The sequence below is a fragment of the Citrobacter freundii complex sp. 2024EL-00216 genome, from assembly GCF_043945515.1.
GTDB lineage: Bacteria > Pseudomonadota > Gammaproteobacteria > Enterobacterales > Enterobacteriaceae > Citrobacter > Citrobacter portucalensis.
The window spans coordinates 92,664-113,166 of sequence record NZ_JBIMRA010000012.1 but is presented as its reverse complement, the minus strand read 5'-3'; the positions used below and the strand labels follow the sequence as shown (position 1 = coordinate 113,166).

At 44.0% G+C, this 20,503-nt stretch carries 20 protein-coding genes, 1 pseudogene and 1 other annotated feature; of the genes and pseudogenes, 11 read left to right on the top strand and 10 right to left on the bottom strand.

The window, feature by feature from the left end:
- The first annotated feature begins 25 nt into the window (after positions 1-25).
- The 9 genes from ACHHZ7_RS16765 to ugd all read left to right on the top strand — a co-directional run bounded on the left by ACHHZ7_RS16765 (position 26) and on the right by ugd (position 10,582).
- The gene (locus tag ACHHZ7_RS16765; RefSeq protein WP_060683587.1) at positions 26-1,048 is read left to right on the top strand and encodes an NAD-dependent epimerase/dehydratase family protein; all 1,023 of its coding nucleotides are present in this window, start codon (positions 26-28) and stop codon (positions 1,046-1,048) included.
- Positions 1,049-1,156: 108 nt separating this feature from the next.
- Positions 1,157-2,362, top strand: a complete 1,206-nt coding sequence (locus ACHHZ7_RS16760) for an oligosaccharide flippase family protein (protein WP_192463875.1) — start codon at positions 1,157-1,159, stop codon at positions 2,360-2,362.
- A complete protein-coding gene (asnB, locus tag ACHHZ7_RS16755) occupies positions 2,350-4,194 on the top strand; it encodes an asparagine synthase (glutamine-hydrolyzing) (RefSeq protein WP_192463874.1) in 1,845 nt (614 codons plus the stop codon). The genes ACHHZ7_RS16760 and asnB overlap by 13 nt, the downstream gene beginning before the upstream one ends.
- Positions 4,191-4,940, top strand: coding sequence for a glycosyltransferase domain-containing protein (locus ACHHZ7_RS16750; protein WP_060683591.1), 750 nt, complete (start codon positions 4,191-4,193; stop codon positions 4,938-4,940). Before asnB ends, ACHHZ7_RS16750 begins: the two co-directional genes overlap by 4 nt.
- A 1-nt stretch (position 4,941) precedes the next feature.
- Complete coding sequence (locus ACHHZ7_RS16745) at positions 4,942-5,808, top strand: glycosyltransferase family 2 protein (protein WP_060683592.1); 867 nt, start codon at positions 4,942-4,944, stop codon at positions 5,806-5,808.
- Positions 5,805-6,827, top strand: a complete 1,023-nt coding sequence (locus ACHHZ7_RS16740) for an EpsG family protein (RefSeq protein WP_192463873.1) — start codon at positions 5,805-5,807, stop codon at positions 6,825-6,827. The genes ACHHZ7_RS16745 and ACHHZ7_RS16740 overlap by 4 nt, the downstream gene beginning before the upstream one ends.
- A 22-nt stretch (positions 6,828-6,849) precedes the next feature.
- On the top strand, positions 6,850-7,635 hold the full coding sequence (locus tag ACHHZ7_RS16735) for a glycosyltransferase (protein WP_060683594.1): 786 nt from the start codon (positions 6,850-6,852) through the stop codon (positions 7,633-7,635).
- Between the two features lie 138 nt (positions 7,636-7,773).
- Positions 7,774-9,180 (top strand): NADP-dependent phosphogluconate dehydrogenase, encoded by a 1,407-nt coding sequence (gene gndA / locus ACHHZ7_RS16730; protein ID WP_060683595.1) that lies wholly within the window; start codon positions 7,774-7,776, stop codon positions 9,178-9,180.
- 235 nt (positions 9,181-9,415) lie between these two features.
- Entirely contained in the window at positions 9,416-10,582 is a 1,167-nt protein-coding gene (gene ugd / locus ACHHZ7_RS16725) for a UDP-glucose 6-dehydrogenase (RefSeq protein WP_032943916.1), read from the top strand.
- A 60-nt stretch (positions 10,583-10,642) separates the two neighbouring features.
- Here ugd and ACHHZ7_RS16720 read toward each other — a convergent pair.
- Positions 10,643-10,938, bottom strand: a pseudogene (locus ACHHZ7_RS16720) (protein CapI); the annotation flags it as partial.
- Between the two features lie 159 nt (positions 10,939-11,097).
- Here ACHHZ7_RS16720 and wzzB point away from each other — a divergent pair.
- Positions 11,098-12,081 carry an LPS O-antigen chain length determinant protein WzzB gene (gene wzzB, locus ACHHZ7_RS16715; protein WP_032943914.1) on the top strand — a complete coding sequence of 328 codons (984 nt, stop codon included), beginning with the start codon at positions 11,098-11,100 and terminating at the stop codon, positions 12,079-12,081.
- Positions 12,082-12,136: 55 nt separating this feature from the next.
- On the opposite strand, the gene hisIE is transcribed toward wzzB, so the two are convergent.
- The 9 genes from hisIE to hisL all read right to left on the bottom strand — a co-directional run bounded on the left by hisIE (position 12,137) and on the right by hisL (position 19,489).
- Entirely contained in the window at positions 12,137-12,748 is a 612-nt protein-coding gene (gene hisIE, locus ACHHZ7_RS16710; protein ID WP_060683597.1) for a bifunctional phosphoribosyl-AMP cyclohydrolase/phosphoribosyl-ATP diphosphatase HisIE, read from the bottom strand.
- Positions 12,742-13,518 (bottom strand): imidazole glycerol phosphate synthase subunit HisF, encoded by a 777-nt coding sequence (gene hisF / locus ACHHZ7_RS16705; RefSeq protein ID WP_060683598.1) that lies wholly within the window; start codon positions 13,516-13,518, stop codon positions 12,742-12,744. Before hisF ends, hisIE begins: the two co-directional genes overlap by 7 nt.
- Entirely contained in the window at positions 13,500-14,237 is a 738-nt protein-coding gene (hisA, locus tag ACHHZ7_RS16700; protein WP_048235079.1) for a 1-(5-phosphoribosyl)-5-[(5-phosphoribosylamino)methylideneamino]imidazole-4-carboxamide isomerase, read from the bottom strand. Before hisA ends, hisF begins: the two co-directional genes overlap by 19 nt.
- Positions 14,237-14,827, bottom strand: a complete 591-nt coding sequence (hisH, locus tag ACHHZ7_RS16695) for an imidazole glycerol phosphate synthase subunit HisH (RefSeq protein WP_060683599.1) — start codon at positions 14,825-14,827, stop codon at positions 14,237-14,239. The genes hisA and hisH overlap by 1 nt, the downstream gene beginning before the upstream one ends.
- Positions 14,827-15,894 carry a bifunctional histidinol-phosphatase/imidazoleglycerol-phosphate dehydratase HisB gene (hisB, locus tag ACHHZ7_RS16690; RefSeq protein WP_192463872.1) on the bottom strand — a complete coding sequence of 356 codons (1,068 nt, stop codon included), beginning with the start codon at positions 15,892-15,894 and terminating at the stop codon, positions 14,827-14,829. Before hisB ends, hisH begins: the two co-directional genes overlap by 1 nt.
- Positions 15,891-16,970: a histidinol-phosphate transaminase gene (gene hisC / locus ACHHZ7_RS16685; protein WP_060683601.1), complete on the bottom strand. Its 1,080-nt coding sequence runs from the start codon at positions 16,968-16,970 to the stop codon at positions 15,891-15,893. Before hisC ends, hisB begins: the two co-directional genes overlap by 4 nt.
- A complete protein-coding gene (gene hisD / locus ACHHZ7_RS16680; protein ID WP_048235082.1) occupies positions 16,967-18,271 on the bottom strand; it encodes a histidinol dehydrogenase in 1,305 nt (434 codons plus the stop codon). Before hisD ends, hisC begins: the two co-directional genes overlap by 4 nt.
- A gap of 127 nt (positions 18,272-18,398) precedes the next feature.
- Complete coding sequence (gene hisG / locus ACHHZ7_RS16675; protein ID WP_060683602.1) at positions 18,399-19,298, bottom strand: ATP phosphoribosyltransferase; 900 nt, start codon at positions 19,296-19,298, stop codon at positions 18,399-18,401.
- Between the two features lie 45 nt (positions 19,299-19,343).
- Positions 19,344-19,466 (bottom strand) — a sequence feature (His leader region).
- Positions 19,442-19,489: a his operon leader peptide gene (gene hisL / locus ACHHZ7_RS16670; RefSeq protein ID WP_100250077.1), complete on the bottom strand. Its 48-nt coding sequence runs from the start codon at positions 19,487-19,489 to the stop codon at positions 19,442-19,444. It overlaps the preceding feature by 25 nt.
- A gap of 174 nt (positions 19,490-19,663) precedes the next feature.
- Here hisL and ACHHZ7_RS16665 point away from each other — a divergent pair, with 174 nt between their 5' ends.
- Positions 19,664-20,488: an SDR family oxidoreductase gene (locus ACHHZ7_RS16665; protein ID WP_008785162.1), complete on the top strand. Its 825-nt coding sequence runs from the start codon at positions 19,664-19,666 to the stop codon at positions 20,486-20,488.
- Positions 20,489-20,503 lie beyond the last annotated feature (15 nt).

The window sequence follows — 20,503 nt, the reverse complement described above, 5'->3', positions numbered from 1 at the left end:
ACATATCGATTTTGAGGAATTTAACGTGAACTATGATGAGTTGAAAGACTATTTGTTAAATAATCAAAGAACTTGGCTAATTACTGGTGTTGCTGGCTTTATAGGTTCAAATTTACTTGAAGCGTTGTTAAAGCTAAAGCAAAATGTTGTTGGTTTAGATAACTTTTCTACTGGCTTTCAATCAAATTTAAATGAAGTTAAGCATAATGTTTCAGAGGAATCTTGGAGAAGATTTAAATTTATTGAAGGAGATATTTGTGATTTGGATATCTGTAAAAAAAGCATTAGTGGTGTCGATTATGTGCTGCACCAAGGAGCACTTGGTTCAGTACCAAGATCGATTGAAAATCCAATTCTGACTAACGCTTCAAATATAAGTGGTTTTTTAAATATTTTAGACTGTGCAAGAAGAGAGAAGGTTAAAAGCTTTACTTATGCTGCTAGCAGTTCAACATATGGTGATCATACAGGTCTCCCTAAAGTTGAGAATATTATAGGAAACCCGCTTTCTCCGTATGCAGTGACAAAATATGTAAATGAGTTATACGCGGGTGTTTATGCACTAAATTATAATTTCAAAAGTATAGGGCTTAGATATTTTAATGTATTTGGTAGGAGGCAAAATCCTAATGGAGCCTATGCGGCAGTAATTCCTAAATGGATCCTTTCAATATCAAACGGTGATGACTTATATATAAACGGTGATGGGAGTACTAGTAGAGACTTTTGTTATATAGATAATGTAGTCCAAGCTAATTTATTAGCGGCGCTTGCAAATGATAACGCGAAAAATAATGTATTTAACATAGCTTATGGACAACAAACAAGTCTTAGTAAATTATTTGAATATATTAAAGATGCTTTAAATAATGAAGGTATCGAATACGATAAACAGCCTATATTCAAGGAGTTTCGATTAGGGGATGTAAGACATTCGCTCGCAAATATTGACAAAGCTAAAAATATTTTAGGGTATGAACCGTGCTATGATATTTGTGAGGGAATAAAAATTGCCATCAAGTGGTATATAAATAATCTGACCAAATGAGATATAATAACTGTAGGTCCAAATTTAATGCGAGCCTGCAGTTATTAAAATAAAACAGGATGAAATAACTTATATATTTATTAGAATTTAATATGAGCAAAAAAATACATGTACTTAAAAATATTAATAGATAATATTTCGCTTATAATACAATATTTTTTCGGTGGAATTGCTGTTTTCTATGTTACGCCTTTAATTGTGAAATCTGTTGGTATTCATTCGTATGGTAATTTGGCAATTATGTTTGCTATTGTTACATACATATCACTTGTAATACAGTACTCCTTTAACTTGATTGGACCAAAGTTAATTGCTGAAGGCTGTTGTAATAAAACATTTAATATAATACTTTCAGCTAAATTAGTGCTTTTTATATTGTCACTTGCTATTTTTTTATTATATTTCTATTTTTTTCAGAATAAGTATGATAATGTTTACTTACTATTTTTTATTTTACCATTGTCTTGGGTGTTAAATAATTCTTGGTTTCTTCAGAGTAAAGGTTTTTTTATTCTAAGTAGTATATGTTCAATAGTGGGTTCAATAATAACATTCATTATTGCTTATTATTTTATAAATTCGACAGTTAGTCTATTTGTACCAATATTATGCCTTGTTTTATCTTCCTTCATAAATGGTTCCCTAACATTTTACTTTGCAATGAAGAAAGTTGAACATATTAAGATAGTCAATCCCCTACCGATTTTGAAAGCAGGAATGCCTTTATTTGCTTCTCAGATAATTTCTTCATTATATACTATGTCTGGTATTTTTATAATAACATATTTCTATGGGGTTGCTTCTGCAGGTACATATTCTGTCATCGAACGTTTTATGAATTTGTTAATTTCACTAGGTATTCTTACTCATGTAGCAGCTTATCCAAAGTTGGCTAGGTTATTTACTAAAGATAGATTGGAATATAGAAAGACATTATTATTTGTTGTTGTATTATATACTTTGTTTTCTTGTTGTGTAGCTATTGGTGTTTTTTATTTTCATCAGAGCATTGAGAGGTATATGTTTGGAAATGAGAGTGGAAATGCAAAGTGGCTAATTTATTCTGCGTGTGTGTATATATCGGTTTCCATTTACGGTCCAGTGGTTACAGGATATTTAACATTGAATATGGAGGGGAGAAAAATAATTATCATTAATATAATGGTTGCATTATTATCATTATTGGCGGGGGCGGTGCTGTTAAGAATAATGGGGAGTGGTGGGTGGTTAATAGGATTAAGCTTTGCTCAGTTACTTTATATTGTTATATTTTTTAAGGTGTTTGTTTTTGGAGGTAAAAAATGTGTGGTTTAGTAGGGTATTACAGTAGGTCTAAGCAGGATGCGAATGTAATTAATAATATGTTGAATAAAATTAGACATCGTGGGCCTGATTCATTTGGAGTCTGGAACGATTTAAAATGTAATATCCATTTTGGTCATGTTAGATTATCGATTGTTGAATTGAGCAGCGCAGGTCATCAACCAATGTCAACTTCTTGTGGAAGGTTTACGATTATATTTAATGGTGAAATTTATAATCACCACAATATACGTAAGGAACTGGGTGATGACATAAAATGGATGGGAACATCTGATACTGAAACCTTGCTTAACAGCATTTCTGCTTGGGGGATTTCGGTCGCATTAGAAAAAACCGTCGGGATGTTTGCTTTTGCATTGTGGGATAGTACAGAGCGGAGTTTGTATCTGGCGAGAGATAGAATGGGTGAAAAACCTCTCTACTACGGCTGGTGTAATGGCTCTTTTTTATTTGGTTCAGAATTAAAAGCTTTAAAGTCACATCCTGATTTTGATTCTGAGATAGACTGGGTTGCAGTAAATGGATATTTACATAATAACTATATCTCGTCACCCTTAACAATATATAGCAAGTTAAAACAATTGCGACCTGGTCATTATATTAAAATGAGCTATGATGATCTTCTCTCAGGAGATACACAGGAGCCATACAAGTATTGGTCATTACCTTTTTCTATTCGCGATAATAAATACAGGTACGAAGAAGCTGAATCAGAATTAGAGTATTTACTAACAGAATCAGTTTCTTTACAGTCTATTGCTGATGTAAAAGTTGGAGCTTTTCTATCAGGTGGAATCGACTCTACTACTATTGTAGCAATGTTGAAAAAAAATGGACAAGATGTATCTACATTTTCTATCGGTATGCCTAATAAGCAGTATGATGAATCACATCATGCTGAACAGATTGCAAAATATCTTGGTACGCAACATTATACTCACATGATAACCCCACAAGAGGCGCTTGAAGTAATTGATAAAATACCTGAAATTTGGGATGAACCTTTTGCTGATAGTTCTCAGATACCAACATATTTGGTCAGTAAGTTTGCTAAAGAGCATGTAACAGTAGCTCTGTCTGGTGATGGCGGTGATGAACTATTTATGGGATATAATCAATATCCGCTGTTGGACAAAATTTGGAAGACTAGGTCTTTATCTAAATTACATTTAGATACTATGGTTAAAATAATTACAAAAATGGGATTAAAAAACTCTAATATAATCATTAAAAGGATTTTAAATTTAAGTCAAGGCTGGAGCTGCAGAACACCTTTTTTATTAAATGATTTTTGGATGGATAAATATAGGAATGCAAATTTTCCTTTATTACAACCTGTGTCTCACAAGCGAGACTTAGATTTAAATTATTTGGATGGGATTTCGGCAATAACTCAGCATGATTTAAACTACTATCTCTGTGATGATATATTAACTAAAGTGGATAGAGCTTCTATGGCGGTTAGTTTAGAAACACGAGCCCCATTTTTAGATCATCGTATTGTTGAGTTTGCATTCAGTCTACCAACCTCATTTAAAATGGACAAATACAACCAAAAAAAAATACTCAAGTCGGTACTATATAAGCATATAGATAGTAAGTTATTAGAACGCCCTAAGCAAGGTTTTTCATTACCAATGAGTTATTGGTTAAGAGCCGAATTAAAAGGATGGGCTCGAGATCGTCTTGATTCATTACCTGAAGGGGTTTTTGATAAAGCGGCTGTTAATAATATTTGGGAAGAGCATGTTAATGATACCAAAGATAATAGCGAGAGAATTTGGGCGTTGAGTAATTTAGCTAATTTTTTGGAGTCCCAGTGAATAAGATTGCTATATATACTTGTATTACAGGTGATTATGATTCTATTAAAACTCCGCTTAAAATTAATGATGAAATAGACTATATCTGTTTTAGTGATCAAAATATTCATGCCCCTCATCCTTGGGTTGTTATAAATATATCAGATTTAAAAACACTAAGGATATTTGACGAAAAGACAATAAATCGTGCTATAAAAATATGCCCTCAAAAATTTGGTCTCTTAGAAAACTATGAACTAACTATTTATATAGATGGTTCAATCGAGATTATTGACGATCTATCTTTACTAGTTAATTTTGTAGCTAAACAAGATAATGACATTTTCATGTATGAACATTTTTTAAGAAATTGCTTGTATGATGAAGCTGAAGAGTGTCTTTTAATTGGATATGATTGGTATTGGAATATTCGAAAGCAAGTCAACAAATATAAAAAGCAAGGTTTTCCTGTTTCTTATGGTCTATTTGAGTGTGGGATTATTATACGGAAAAAATCTCAAGACTTAAATGTTATAATGGGGAAATGGTTTGAAGAATACATAAAAGGAGTTAAACGTGATCAGCTTTCGCTCACATATATTTTATGGAGAAATAACTACTATTTGCACTCTTTGGGGGAAAGTGATGCTAGGTATAAAAATAGACATTTTAAGTTATATAAGCATTCAATAAAGGGTGGCGATTATTTTAGAAAGATTAGATCTAAAATAAATAAGTTTTTAATAAAATCATTAGGAAGTATATAAAATGTTTGAAAAAATTTGTGGTGTTGTCATTGTGTTTTATCATCCGAATTATGAAAATATTAATAACGCAAGAAAACTAAGTGAGTATTATAAAGTAACAATAGTTGATAATAGTGAAAAAGATATAACTTATTCGATACCTAAAGCACATATTATTAAATTGAACAAAAACTTAGGTATTGCAACCGCACTAAATATCGGAATTAATTATTTTATCGAAAATGAATATAAATATGTTGCTTTATTAGATCAAGATAGCGAACCTGATAACTTGCTTTTGGATTCACTTATTAATTATTTTGAGAAATGTACGGATGAGGTTTGTTTAGTTGCTCCATCTTATTATGATAGAGCTATTGATAAAAATGCTGAGTTTATATTATGTACTGAAAAAGGTATATTTAGACAACCTGCTATTGGAAAAAATGCAATTGAAGCATCCTATGTAATAACATCAGGGTCTGTTTTGAAACTTTCATCTGTTTCCAATATTGGATCAATGGATGATAATTTATTTATAGATTTTGTTGATATTGAGTGGTGTCTGCGAGCAAACTCTTTAGGATATAAGATCTTAGGTTTGCCATGGTTAAAAATGTCACATGAGATTGGCGATGACCCTATAAATATATTTAATAGGAAATATGTTAATCATTCACCAATAAGGCATTATTACTATTTTAGAAATATATTTCTATTAATGCGTATGTCCCATGTCCATCCAGAATGGAAAAAATGGGAGTTGATAAAATTAGCACCTAGATTTTTGGTTTATGCATGTTTCACAAAGAATAGAATGAAACATATTTCCGCCATGTTAACAGGTATATGTCATGGTCTCCTTGGGCGGACGGGGAAAAAGAAATGAATGGCGTAGCCAAACCCATTATAATTTTTTTGTTTCTTTTTTGTACTCTCGTGGTTTTTTTTTCATGTGATTTCAATGAGTTTCCTGATTATTATTCATATCTTAACTGGTATGAATTATCAATATCCTCAACAGTAAATGATAATTGGGTATTTGTTAAAGACCCAGGTTTTTATCTTTTGTCGGTTATATCAAATTATTTTGGTTTTGGGGTTATTGGGGTAATATTTTCACTTTTTATAATATCACTTTCGACTAAGGTTTTTTTTTGTACTAAGTTGCTTGATAGAGATGTTTTCTTATGGGTGCTGCTTTTATATTTATCCAGGCTTTTTATTGTTCATGATCTTATTCAATATCGTGCAGGAGCATCGATTGGTTTATCAGCATTAGTTGTGTATTTTTATTTAGAGAAAAAAAAGATAAAGTCATTTTTATTCTTTTGTCTTGCAGTTTCTATACATCTTTCAAGTTTGTTGACTGTGTTAATTGTTCCTATAATATGGTATCTTAATAGAAATATAGGTAAAAATCTATTTCGTCAGATGGCCATGTTTATTATTATTTTGTTTCTAATTCTAGTTTTTGACCCTTATGTTAATTTGCTAAAATTAGTAGCTCAGTTTCCTATAATGCATGAAAGGATTGCACCATATTTGGATGGATCGTATGCTGTTAATAATATTTCAATTCTTAATGGCTTTGTAATGATTAAATTTATATCATATGCAATTTTTTTTACTTGGATCTTAAAAAATAATAAAACTGGTTTAACTATTGAAAACTACTTTATTTATCTTTGTTTTTTTATATCTATTATAGGATTGTTTCTATTTTTGTGCTTCAGAAGTAATGATTCATTATCCATTCGTTTTTCTGATTTTTTTGCCTTTTATGATATTATTTTTTTTGCTCTATTATTAAATGTTTTTGATATGTTAGGGAAACTTATCTATAGGTATTATCTTTTGCTAGTGATAATTATTTTTTTCATATCTTCATTGAAGTTAATGAGTTAATTTTATTATATATGTGGTAACTATGAATGTTTATATATCTGTAATCTCTCATAATCATGCCCAAATGATTATAGATTTTGACTGTTTACGTAAGCTTGCTAAAAAATATAAGGTGATTATTAAAAATAACTCTGAACGAGAAAGTATAATTTTGAACGATTACTGTCGAAAAAATGGAATCCATATAATCGACAATAACTACAATACTGGGTTTGGGAAAAACAATAATATTGTATTTCAGTTCTGCAGGGAAGAATTAGAAATGGCAACTGAAGATTATTTCATTCTTATAAACCCAGATGTTATAATTGATGATCTAAATATTGACAAGCTTATTTCTGTAGTTGAAAAGGATATGGTGGACATTTCTGGGATATCTTTATATAAAGATGATTCCTTGTCAATAAGAGATTACTCAATACGCAATTATCCTTCTTTTTACACCTTTTTTATGTCATTTTTTCGGTTTAGTAAAAAATATTGTGTATTGCCGCCTGATGACTATTGTTCCAGTTTAGATATGGATTGGGTTGCGGGTTCTTTTATGGCTTTTAAAACAAAAGCTTACTCTAGTTTGTTAGGTTTTGATGAGCATTACTTCATGTACTGTGAAGACCTGGATATTTGCTATAGAGCCAAAAATAGAGGTATGAATTTAAAATATATACCTAGTATTGTTGGAATCCACAAGGCCCAACATAATAATAGAAGAGTATTTAGCAAGCATTTTTATTGGCATGTTAAAAGCGCAATTAGATTTTTGGTAAGTAAAAAAATTAAATTACAAGTTAAATCTATATTGAAATGATACTTTAACATCAAAAAGGGGAGGGAGCGTCACTATATGCAATGTTCACTATTTATTTTTATTAATTTTAGGTTAGAATAATTACTACATCGCCGCACATATTTTTTACGCGGTGACCACACCTGACAGGAGTATGTAATGTCCAAGCAACAGATCGGCGTCGTCGGTATGGCAGTTATGGGGCGCAACTTGGCGCTCAACATCGAAAGCCGCGGTTATACCGTCTCCATCTTCAACCGCTCCCGCGAAAAAACTGAAGAAGTTGTTGCCGAGAATCCGGGTAAGAAACTGGTTCCTTATTACACGGTGAAAGAGTTCGTCGAGTCTCTTGAAACCCCACGTCGTATCCTGTTAATGGTGAAAGCGGGCGCAGGCACAGATGCTGCCATCGACTCCCTGAAGCCGTATCTGGATAAAGGCGACATCATCATTGATGGTGGTAACACTTTCTTCCAGGACACTATCCGTCGTAACCGTGAACTGTCCGCAGAAGGCTTTAACTTCATCGGTACCGGCGTATCCGGCGGTGAAGAGGGCGCACTGAAAGGCCCGTCCATCATGCCTGGTGGACAGAAAGAAGCCTACGAACTGGTTGCGCCGATCCTGACCAAAATTGCTGCTGTGGCGGAAGATGGTGAGCCGTGCGTGACCTACATCGGCGCTGACGGCGCGGGTCATTACGTGAAGATGGTTCACAACGGTATCGAATACGGCGACATGCAGCTGATTGCAGAAGCTTATTCCCTGTTGAAAGGCGGCCTGAATCTGTCTAACGAAGAGCTGGCTACCACCTTCACCGAGTGGAATGAAGGCGAGTTGAGCAGCTACCTGATCGACATCACTAAAGACATCTTCACCAAAAAAGATGAAGAGGGTAAATACCTGGTTGACGTGATCCTGGACGAAGCGGCGAACAAAGGTACCGGTAAATGGACCAGCCAGAGCTCTCTGGATCTGGGCGAACCGCTGTCACTGATCACCGAGTCTGTATTCGCGCGCTACATCTCTTCTCTGAAAGACCAGCGCGTTGCGGCATCTAAAGTGCTGTCCGGCCCGCAGGCTCAACTGGCCGGCGATAAAGCCGAGTTCATTGAGAAAGTCCGTCGCGCGCTGTACCTGGGTAAAATCGTCTCCTACGCACAGGGCTTCTCTCAGCTGCGTGCCGCGTCCGACGAGTACAACTGGGATCTGAACTACGGTGAAATCGCGAAGATCTTCCGCGCGGGTTGCATCATTCGTGCGCAGTTCCTGCAGAAAATTACTGACGCGTATGCTGAAAACAAAGGCATCGCGAACCTGCTGCTGGCCCCGTACTTCAAAAATATCGCTGACGAATATCAGCAAGCGCTGCGTGATGTAGTGGCTTACGCTGTGCAGAACGGTATTCCGGTACCGACCTTCTCTGCAGCAGTAGCCTACTACGATAGCTACCGTTCTGCGGTACTGCCGGCTAACCTGATCCAGGCCCAGCGTGACTACTTCGGTGCGCACACGTATAAACGCACTGATAAAGAAGGTGTATTCCACACCGAATGGATGGAGTAAGTCTTCTGACGTACACTAGCCCGGTTTTTTGACCGGGCTTTTTTTTATCTCAAATTCTATTAATTTAAGTTGATTGCTTAATGTTTTCTTAATATTCCTGGCGTAATCTGATAAAGAAAATCTTAATTGTTTTAACCTTCGTTGACATGATATTCAAAAAAAAGTTAAAACATTATCCTCTTATCAAGATGTACGGCATCATGATTAAATATTAAGATAATACTGAGAGCATGAAATGAAAATCGCCATTTCTGGTACTGGGTATGTTGGTCTGTCAAATAGTCTTCTTATCGCCCAACAACATAAGGTCATTGCTCTGGACATTGTTCCCTCACGTGTCGAGATGCTAAATAATCGGATGTCTCCGATAGTTGATCAAGAAATTGAACAGTATCTGCAATCAAAAGATATAAAATTCGAAGCTACACTAGATAAATACTACGCTTATCAGAGTGCAGAGTTTGTCATTATTGCAACCCCAACAGACTACGATCCTAAAACTAATTACTTTGATACTAGCAGTGTCGAGTCAGTCATACAGGATGTTATTGAAATAAATCCAGATGCCTTAATGATAATAAAATCAACAGTTCCTGTCGGTTTTACTCAATCAATGCGTCAAAAATATAGAACAGATAATATCATCTTCTCCCCTGAATTCCTGCGTGAGGGTAAAGCTCTATACGACAACCTGCACCCGTCTCGTATCGTTATTGGTGAACGTTCTGAACGTGCCGAGCGCTTTGCCGGGTTGCTGCTGGAAGGTGCGGTGAAGAAAGATATCCCGACCTTATTTACCGACTCGACTGAAGCCGAAGCCATCAAGTTGTTCGCTAACACCTATCTGGCGTTACGTGTGGCCTACTTTAACGAACTGGATAGCTATGCCGAAAGCCTTGGTCTGAACTCACGGCAGATTATTGAAGGCGTGTGCCTGGATCCCCGTATCGGTAATCACTACAATAACCCGTCATTCGGTTACGGTGGCTACTGCTTGCCAAAAGATACTAAGCAGCTGTTGGCGAATTATGCATCTGTGCCGAATAACATTATTGGCGCAATCGTTGATGCTAACCGTACGCGTAAGGACTTCATTGCAGACTCTATTCTTGCCCGTCAACCTAAAGTAGTTGGCGTATACCGTTTAATTATGAAAAGCGGTTCCGATAATTTCCGTGCATCATCCATTCAGGGCATCATGAAGCGCATTAAGGCAAAGGGCGTGCCCGTGATTATTTACGAACCCGTCGTGGAAGAGGACGAATTTTTCCACTCTCGGGTAGTGCGTGATCTTAATGTGTTCAAAAATGAAGCAGATATTATTATTTCTAACCGCATGGTGTCAGAATTAGCTGATGTTGCCGATAAAGTTTATACCCGCGATTTGTTTGGTAGTGATTAATCTCGTCTCCATAAAAAAGGCCTTAATATAAGGCCTTTTTTATTTTAATCAGGCCAGTAATCAAACTTTGTAGAAATCACGATACCAGTCAACAAAGTTCTTCACCCCATCTTTTACCGTGGTTTCAGGTTTAAAACCAATTACCTCATACAGTGCTTTAGTGTCCGCGCTGGTTTCCAGCACATCACCTGGCGGTAGCGGTAGCATATTTTTCTTCGCTTCAATACTCAGTGCATCTTCCAGAGCCTGGATATAGTCCATTAGCTCAACCGGTTAACTATTGCCGATATTGTCGACGTGATAGGGCGCATGCTGGCCGTGGGCGTGCGCGTCTCTACGGTCCATTGCGTGTCTGCATCAGTACACTTTTTAAAACGTATCGTATTCCAGTAGTGTTTGAAATACCAATCAAAATCCCTGAAACAATTTGATTTTTTTATCATTAATCCTATGGCATTGCCGCAATTTATAGCTAAACTAATCCCAGTTTAAGTCTTTCCTTATCTAGGGTTTCTATGTCTGTAAGTGATAACAACATGTCTGGACGCAGTCACGATCCGGAACAGATTGATCTGATTGATTTACTGGTACAGTTATGGCGTGGGAAGGTAACAATCGTTACCGCAATTGTTATTGCCATAGTGCTTGCTGTGGGCTATCTGGCAGTTGCTAAGGAGAAATGGACCTCAACAGCCATTATTACTCAACCGGATGTTGGTCAGATCGCCACATATAACAACGCCCTCAATGTTTTGTATGGTGCCAGTGCGCCCAAGGTTACTGAACTGCAGACAAACGTGGTTGGTCGTTTCAGTACCTCTTTCTCTGCATTGGCTGAAACGCTTGATAATCAGGAAGAACCGCAGAAACTGTTAATTGAACAGTCTGTGAAAGGTCAACCGCTGCCGTTAGCGGTTTCTTATGTGGGTAGCTCACCTGAAGACGCTCAGCGTCAGCTCGCCGAATACATTCAACAAACAGATGAAAAGGTTGCTAAAGAGCTGGAGCTTGACCTGGTTGATAATATCAAGTTGCAAACCACCACGTTGCAAGACTCTCTGAAAACTCAGGAAGTGGTCGCGCAGGAGCAAAAAGATCTACGAATTAAGCAAATTCAGGAAGCGCTGCGTTATGCAGAGCAGGCCGGGGTGACTAAGCCGCAAATTCAGCAGACGCAGGATGTGACGCAGGACAGTATGTTCCTGTTGGGTAGTGATGCCCTGAAGTCCATGATTGAGCACGAATCTACACGTCCTTTGATATTGTCTGATAACTACTTCCAGACCAAGCAAAAGCTGTTGGATATTGAAAGTCTTAAGCTTGAAGGGGCTGAGTTACACGCCTACCGCTATGTGATGAAACCAACGTTACCGATTCGTCGTGACAGCCCGAAAAAAGCGATTACCCTCGTGCTGGCGGTTCTGCTCGGTGGGATGATTGGTGCAGGCGTGGTGCTGGGGCGAAATGCTCTGCGTGGTTACAAAGCCAAAGCTGAGTAAGTCTAAAGCTGACAACAAAAAACCGGGCAGTGCCCGGTTTTTTCATATCTGCAACTTACTGATGACGCTTACGTAAATTCTCAATCACCGTCGTCAGGTCGAGGTCCTGGTCTTGCAGCAGCACCAGCAGATGATACATGAGATCAGAAGCTTCATTTGTCAGCTCAAAACGGTCGTTAATGGTCGCAGCCAGCGCGGTTTCTACGCCTTCTTCGCCCACTTTCTGCGCGATGCGTTTGGTGCCGCTGGCATACAGTTTCGCGGTGTAGGAGCTAGCTGGGTCAGCGGTTTTACGTTCGGCCAGCAGTTGCTCAAGCTGATACAGGAACAGCCACTGGTGGCTTGCGTCACCAAAGCAGCTTGAGGAGCCTTTATGGCAGGTCGGGCCAATCGGGTTAACCAGCACCAGCAGGGTGTCGTTGTCGCAGTCAGGCGCAATGCTCACCACATTCAGGAAGTGACCGGAGGTTTCTCCTTTGGTCCACAGGCGCTGCTTGGTCCGTGAGAAAAAGGTCACTTTGCCGCTTTCGATCGTTTTATCCAGCGCCTCCGGGTTCATATACCCCAGCATCAATACTTCACCGGAAACCGCATGCTGCACGATGACTGGCATCAGTCCGTCGGTTTTTTCCCAGTCCAGCTCGCGGCATTGTTGCTTCGTTAACATATCCTGATCTCCACGCCCTGTGTTGCCAGGTACGCTTTTAATTCGCCAATATTGATAATTTGTTTGTGGAAGACGGAGGCGGCAAGCGCGCCGTCAACGTCGGCATCCCGGAAAGCTTCGAGAAAGTGTTCCATGGTGCCCGCACCGCCGGAGGCAATCAGCGGGACGTGGCAAACATCACGCACTTTTTTCAGTTGCTCCAGGTCATAACCGTTACGTACGCCGTCCTGGTTCATCATGTTCAGGACGATTTCGCCCGCGCCTCGTTTTTGGACCTCCTGCACCCAGTCCAGTGTTTCCCAGTGCGTGACGCGGGTACGGCTTTCATCTCCGGTATACTGATTTACATGATATTTGCCGGTGTCGGCGTCATACCAGGTATCAATGCCCACCACGATGCACTGCACGCCGAAGCGGTCCGCCAGACGGGTGATAAGCTCCGGTTCGGCCAGCGCCGGGGAGTTGATGGAGATTTTGTCCGCCCCGAAGGAGAGAATGCGCGCCGCATCGTCGACGGATTTAATGCCGCCTGCTACGCAGAACGGAATATCGATCACTTCCGCCACGCGTGATACCCAGCTTTTATCCACTACGCGGCCATCGCTGGACGCGGTGATATCATAGAACACCAGTTCATCTGCGCCTTCATCGGCATAGCGTTTTGCCAGCGGGACGATGTCACCAATAATCTCGTGATTACGGAACTGGACGCCTTTTACCACCTGCCCGTCACGGACGTCCAGACAAGGAATTATGCGTTTTGCCAGCATTGAATGGCCTCCTCAACGGTGAACTTTCCTTCCAGCAGGGCGCGTCCGACGATCACGCCGCGAACTCCGGTCCCGCGCAGGGCCGCTACGTCCTCGATTCCGCCAATGCCGCCAGATGACTGAAATGCCACCTGCGGGTATTTGGCGCACACTTCTTCATACAGCGCGACGTTTGAGCCTGCCAGCGTACCGTCGCGGGAGATATCGGTGCACAGCACGTGCTTCAGGCCAACGGGTAAATAGGTCTCAACCAGTTCTTCCAGTGAAACCCCTGAATCTTCCTGCCAGCCACTGACCGCAACCTGTTTATTCCCGTGCTCGTCAATACGAACGTCCAGCGCCAGTACCAGCGCATCGGCACCAAAATGGGCAAACCAGCTCTTGACTATCTCGGGAGATTTTACCGCCGTCGAACCCACCACCACGCGCGCCACACCTGCGTCAAGAAGCGCCGCCACGTCTGCTTCCGTACGCACGCCGCCGCCAACCTGTACCGGAACATTGACGCCAGCGACCAGCGTTTTGATCAGCGGGATCTGGCGCTGCGCCGGATCTTTCGCGCCGGTTAAATCTACCAGGTGCAGCACTTCAGCCCCCTGGGCTGCATAATCCTGCAAACGGGGGAGAGGATCGTTACCGTAATCACGTTGCTTAGCGTAATCGCCCTGATGAAGACGCACCACCGTGCCGTCGATTAAATCTAATGCCGGAATAATCATTACATCTCCAGAAAGTTTTTCAGCAACTGTGCCCCAGCCGCGCCCGAACGTTCCGGGTGAAACTGTACGCCAAAGAAATTGTCCTTTTGTACTGCCGCGGTAAACGGTTCGCCGTAATTGCACTGGGCGATGGTCCACGGGTTTACCGGCATAGCGTAGCTGTGTACAAAGTAGAAATAGGCGCCATCTTCAATACCCTGGAACAGACGGTTCCCCGCCTGCGGATAGACGCGATTCCAGCCCATATGCGGCAGCGGCAGACCGAAATCGGTCATCTTCGGGACGTCCTGCTCAATAATGCCCAGTAGGGAGACACCGTTACACTCTTCGCTGCGACGGCCCAGCAGTTGCATACCTAAACAGATCCCCAGTACCGGTTGCGTGCAGGCTTTAATCAGTTCAATCAGTTCGCGCTCGTGCAACTGGTCCATAGCCGCCTGCGCGGTGCCTACGCCTGGCAGAAATAGTTTATCGGCGCGCAGCACCACGTCCGGGTCACGGCTGACAACAGGATCGTATCCGTGGCGTGCGACGGCGGATTTTACCGAATGCAGGTTGGCGCAGCCGGTGTCCAGAATCACCACATTCATTACAGCACTCCTTTTGAGGAGGGCAGCGTGTCGCCTTCTACACGAATCGCCTGACGCAGCGTACGGCCAAAGGCTTTAAACAGGCTCTCCACACGGTGGTGGTCATTTTTGCCTTTAGTTTTCAGGTGCAGGGTGACGCCCATAGTGTAGGAGAGTGAACGGAAGAAGTGTTCGATCATCTCCGTGCTCAGATCTCCAACGCGCTGGTAGGTAAACTCCGCGCGGTACTCCAGGTGTGGACGGCCGGAGATATCCAGCGCGCAACGTGCTAGACACTCATCCATCGGCAGCACAAAACCAAAACGGTTGATGCCGCGTTTATCGCCTAACGCCAGCTTTAAGGCTTCGCCCAGCGCCAGACCGGTATCTTCAACGGTGTGGTGATCGTCTATATACAGATCGCCCTTGACGGCAATCTCCATGCGAAAACCGCCGTGGGTGGCGATTTGATCCAGCATGTGGTCAAAGAAGCCAACGCCGGTATTAATTTTGCTGCGGCCTTCGCGGTCCAGCCAGACTTTGACGTCAATCTGCGTTTCTTTAGTATTACGCTCAACGTGTGCGTAGCGGTCACGTTTGGTCAACTGCTCGCCGATCATCGCCCAGTTCAGGGTATCGCGATGGTAACGCAATCCACTAATGCCCATGTTTTCAGCGAGCTGAATATCGGTTATCCGATCGCCAATAACGTAGCTGTTCTCGGTGTCCATGGCCTGTTCAACCAGATACTGCTCAACCAGCTTCACTTTGGGCTTTCGGCAAGCGCATTCGTCCGCTGGCAGGTGCGGGCAAATCAGCACTTCATCAAATGCCACGCCCTGAGAGGTGAATATTTGCATCATCAGTTTATGCGGACCGTCAAAATCGGCCTGCGGGAAACTCTGCGTTCCGAGTCCATCCTGGTTAGTGATCATAACCAGCTTAAAACCTGCTTTTTGCAGTTTCAGCAAAACGGGAACAACTTCCGGCTCGAAGGCGAGTTTGTCAAAGCGATCGACCTGAAAGTCACTTGGCGGTTCGGAAATCAGGGTTCCATCACGGTCAATAAAAAGATACTTCTGGCTCATACTTGCTCCGCACGTAAGGCGTCAATGACGCGCTGGCTCTCTTCACGGGTTCCGACAGTAATTCGCAGGCAGCCGCTTAACGAAGGTTGTTTATTCTGATCTCGTAAGATAATGCCCTGATCCCACAAAGATTTAAATACGCTGCTGGAGGCGGTGAAGCGCGCCAGAACATAGTTGGTTTCAGAATCGAATACCTGCTCTACACAGCGAATTGTTTTCAGGTTATCTACCAGATACTGACGTTCTTGCAGGATCTGCTCTACGCGTTTACGCATGGCGGAAATCCCTTGCGGCGTCAGCGCCTGGGCGGCGATATCTGCCACCGGCGTAGAGAGCGGGTAAGGGGCAATCACTTTTAACAGCAGATTGATAACCTCTTCATTCGCCAGCGTAAACCCGCAGCGTAAACCGGCGAGCGCAAACGCTTTGGACAACGTGCGTAATATCACCAGATGCGGATACTCAGACAGCCAGCCTGCCAGTGTGGCCTGCGGGCAAAACTCGATATACGCTTCATCGGCAACCACGATAGCTTTACCCTGCGTCATGTTGAGCAGCGAACGCAGATCCTGTGGCTTGATCAGTTGGCCGGTTGGGTTGTTCGGGCTGCATACGTAAACAACTTTCACACCATCAAGCTTGTCCGCGATGCCTTGCAAATCAAGTTGCCAGCTATCAAGGGTTGGAACGGTGCGGCACTCAACGCCAATCGTTTCGGCGCTGACGCTGTACATGCCGTAAGTTGGCGGGCAGTACAGAATCGCATCTTTACCGGGTTCGCAAAAAGCGCGCACGAGCAGTTCGATCCCTTCATCTGCGCCGCGGCTGACCAGCAGCTGCTCCGGCTTGACGCCAGCATACTGCGCGTAATTCTCAATCACAGCTTTCGGCTGGCATTCAGGGTAGCGGTTCAGCGTTTGCTGAGTGAGCTGGAACTCAACGGCGGTTGGGTACTCATTCGCGTTGAGCCAGACATCGCCGTTACCGCCGAGACGACGGGCAGACTGATAGGGCGTTAATTCGCGAACATTCTTACGGGCTAAATCAGTGACGCTGAGAAAGTTGTCAGTGCTCATGCTTGCTCCTTCAGGGCGTTAACGCGCAGGGTGACGGCATTTTTGTGGGCAGTCAGTCGTTCAGCAGCGGCCAGTGTTTCAATGGTTGAGGCCAGGGCAGAGAAACCTTGTGGGGTTAATTCCTGTACGGTCATCCGTTTCTGGAAATCAGCCAGCCCAAGGCTTGAGCAGGTCGCGGTATAGCCGTAGGTCGGAAGAACGTGGTTGGTGCCAGAAGCATAGTCGCCTGCGGATTCCGGCGACCAGTCCCCGAGGAACACCGAACCGGCGCTGGTGATCTCATCAACCAGTTCACGCGCGTTGCGGGTCTGAATAATCAGGTGTTCCGGACCGTAGGCGTTAGATATTTCAACGCACTGCGCCAGATCTTTCGCCACGATTAAGCGGCTGGCGGAGAGCGCCTGACGTGCGGTCTCAGCGCGGGAAAGCTCAGCGAGCTGGCGTTCAACGGCTTTGGCAACGCCTTCGGCAAGCGTAGCGTCTGGCGTCAGGAGAATAACCTGCGAGTCGGGGCCGTGTTCTGCCTGAGAAAGCAGGTCAGAGGCAACAAAGTCCGGCGTCGCACCGCTGTCGGCGATAACCAGCACTTCGGACGGGCCAGCAGGCATGTCGATGGCCGCGCCGTCAAGACGCTGGCTGACCTGGCGTTTGGCTTCGGTCACATATGCATTGCCTGGCCCGAAGATTTTATCGACCTTAGGAATAGATTCGGTGCCCAGCGCCAGTGCGGCAATAGCCTGCGCGCCGCCTACATTAAACACCTCTTTTACGCCACACAGCTGCGCGGCGTAGAGGATTTCATCTGCAATCGGCGGCGGTGAGCACAGCACCACTTTTTTGCAACCGGCGATGCGCGCCGGGGTCGCCAGCATTAATACGGTGGAAAACAGCGGCGCCGAACCTCCAGGAATATACAGGCCCACGGAAGCGATAGGGCGGGTAACCTGCTGGCAACGCACGCCTGGCTGGGTCTCGATATCCACCGGTGGCAGGATCTGCGCGGTGTGGAAAGTATCAATATTACGCACCGCCGCCTGCATGGCTTGTTTCAGTTCGTCGCTCAGGCGACTGCTGGCTTGCTGGATTTCTTCCTCGGTCACGCGCAGCGCGCCAACCTCGGTTTTATCGAACTTTGCGCTGTATTCACGCAGCGCCCGGTCGCCGTTATTTTTGACGTTCTCAAGGATCTCGGCCACCGTACGGCTGATGCTTTCAGAGGCGGAAATCGCCGGGCGCATCAGCAGTTCGCGCTGCTGCTCAGGGCTATAGCTATTCCAGTCAATCAGGGTATTGAAGCTCATGGTCGTTACTCCATCATCGGGTGTTGCCGGATGGCGGCGCTGCCTTATCCGGCCTACAAGACCCGTAATATCAATGATTGTGACAATTCTTGTAGGCCTGATAAGCGAAGCGCCATCAGGCATCAGATCACTCCATCATCTTCTCAATCGGCAACACCAGAATTGAGCTGGCACCGAGCGCTTTCAGTTTTTCCATTGTTTCCCAGAACAGGGTTTCGCTGCTGACCATGTGCATGGCAACACGCTGCTGGTCGCCCGCCAGAGGCAGAATGGTAGGGCGCTCAGCGCCGGGCAGCAGGGCGATGACCTCGTCCAGACGATCGCTCGGCGCGTGCATCATGATGTATTTGGATTCACGGGCCTGAATAACCCCCTGGATACGGGTTAGCAGTTTGTCGATCAGTTGTTGCTTGGCTTCGGCCATTTCGCCGTCGCGCTGAATCAGACAGGCTTTAGAGCGGTAGATCACTTCTACTTCGCGCAGACCGTTGGCTTCAAGCGTTGCGCCGGTGGACACCAGATCGCAAATCGCATCAGCCAGACCCGCACGGGGAGCAACTTCTACAGAACCGTTTAACAGACAAGATTTAAACGAAACTCCTTTCTGATCGAGATAACGTTTGAGCAGGTGTGGGTAAGAGGTCGCGATACGTTTACCGTTCAGCGCTGCCGGGCCATCCCAGGCTTCATCAACCGGGGTAGCCAGCGAGAGACGGCAGCCGCCGAAGTCCAGACGGCGCAGGGTAAAATAGCGAGGGTCTTCACCCTGTGCCCGGCGGTTGAGCAGTTCCTCTTCCAGAACGTTTTCCCCGATGATGCCGAGGTCAACGACACCGTCCATCACCAGACCCGGGATATCGTCATCACGCACACGCAGAATATCGATCGGCATGTTCTCCGCCATCGCAATCAGGCGCTGGGTGTGAAGATTAATTTTAATGCCGCAACGGGCCAGTAATTCGCGTGAATCATCGCTTAAGCGGCCTGATTTCTGCATAGCTATGCGTAAACGGGTGTTGTCTAACATTCTTTATTCCTCGTTATCCTGTCTGAATCAGTTTGGGTCACGCACAAAAAAAAGCCCCCGGAAGAAATCTTCCGGGGGCTTTCTCATACACTCATGCACCGCTGGAAGATTTAAACGTCTCCCAGCACACATCGCCTGAAAGACTAGTCAGGATGATGGTGATGATGGTGTTTGAATTGAGCGCGTGTCATAAATTTTCTCGATGAATGTTTATTCATTTGATGTCTTTTAACCTAAACCACTTTAGCTACGGAAAGCAAGGGCTTTTTTTGATCATTAATTCATTTCATATTGATACTATGAATTGTCAGCCACCGCGGGCTGGCGTAGCCTTGCGTTATAGGCCAAAAGTCAGGAGAGAAGGCATGAAAAAGGTCGCAATTGTCGGGTTAGGTTGGTTAGGCATGCCGTTAGCCATGTCGCTGGCGGCGAGAGGCTGGCAGGTTACCGGCAGCAAAACCACATTGGATGGGGTGGAAGCGGCCCGCATGAGCGGTATCGAGAGTTATTCGCTGCGCCTGGAACCTGAACTGGTCTGTGAGGCTGACGATCTCGATGCACTGATGGACGCCGATGCGCTGGTTATTACGCTGCCTGCGCGTCGTAGCGGTCCTGGGGAAGCATTTTACTTGCAGGCCATGCAGGAGCTGGTCGACAGCGCGCTGGCGTATCGGATCCCACGAATTATTTTTACCAGTTCGACGTCAGTCTATGGTGACGTTCAAGGCACAGTGAAAGAGGGGACGCCGCGTAATCCGGTCACGGCGAGCGGTCGTGTCCTGAAAGAACTTGAAGACTGGTTGCACAATTTGCCAGGCACGTCGGTGGATATTTTGCGTCTGGCCGGGTTGGTCGGTCCGGGAAGACATCCTGGTCGCTTCTTCGCTGGCAAGACGGCACCTGACGGACATCATGGCGTCAATCTGGTGCATCTGGACGATGTAGTATCTGCCATCACGTTACTGCTGCAAGCGCCTAAAGGGGGACACATCTATAATATATGTGCGCCTATGCATCCGGCGCGTAACGTGTTCTATCCGCAGATGGCCCGCCAGTTGGGGATGGAGCCGCCGGAATTTCGCGGCGGTACGGATAACGGTAAAGGTAAAGTCATTGATGGCAACCGTATTTGTAATGAGCTTGGGTTTGAGTACCAGTATCCTGACCCGCTGGTGATGCCGATGGAGTGACAATCCAGCAGAGTG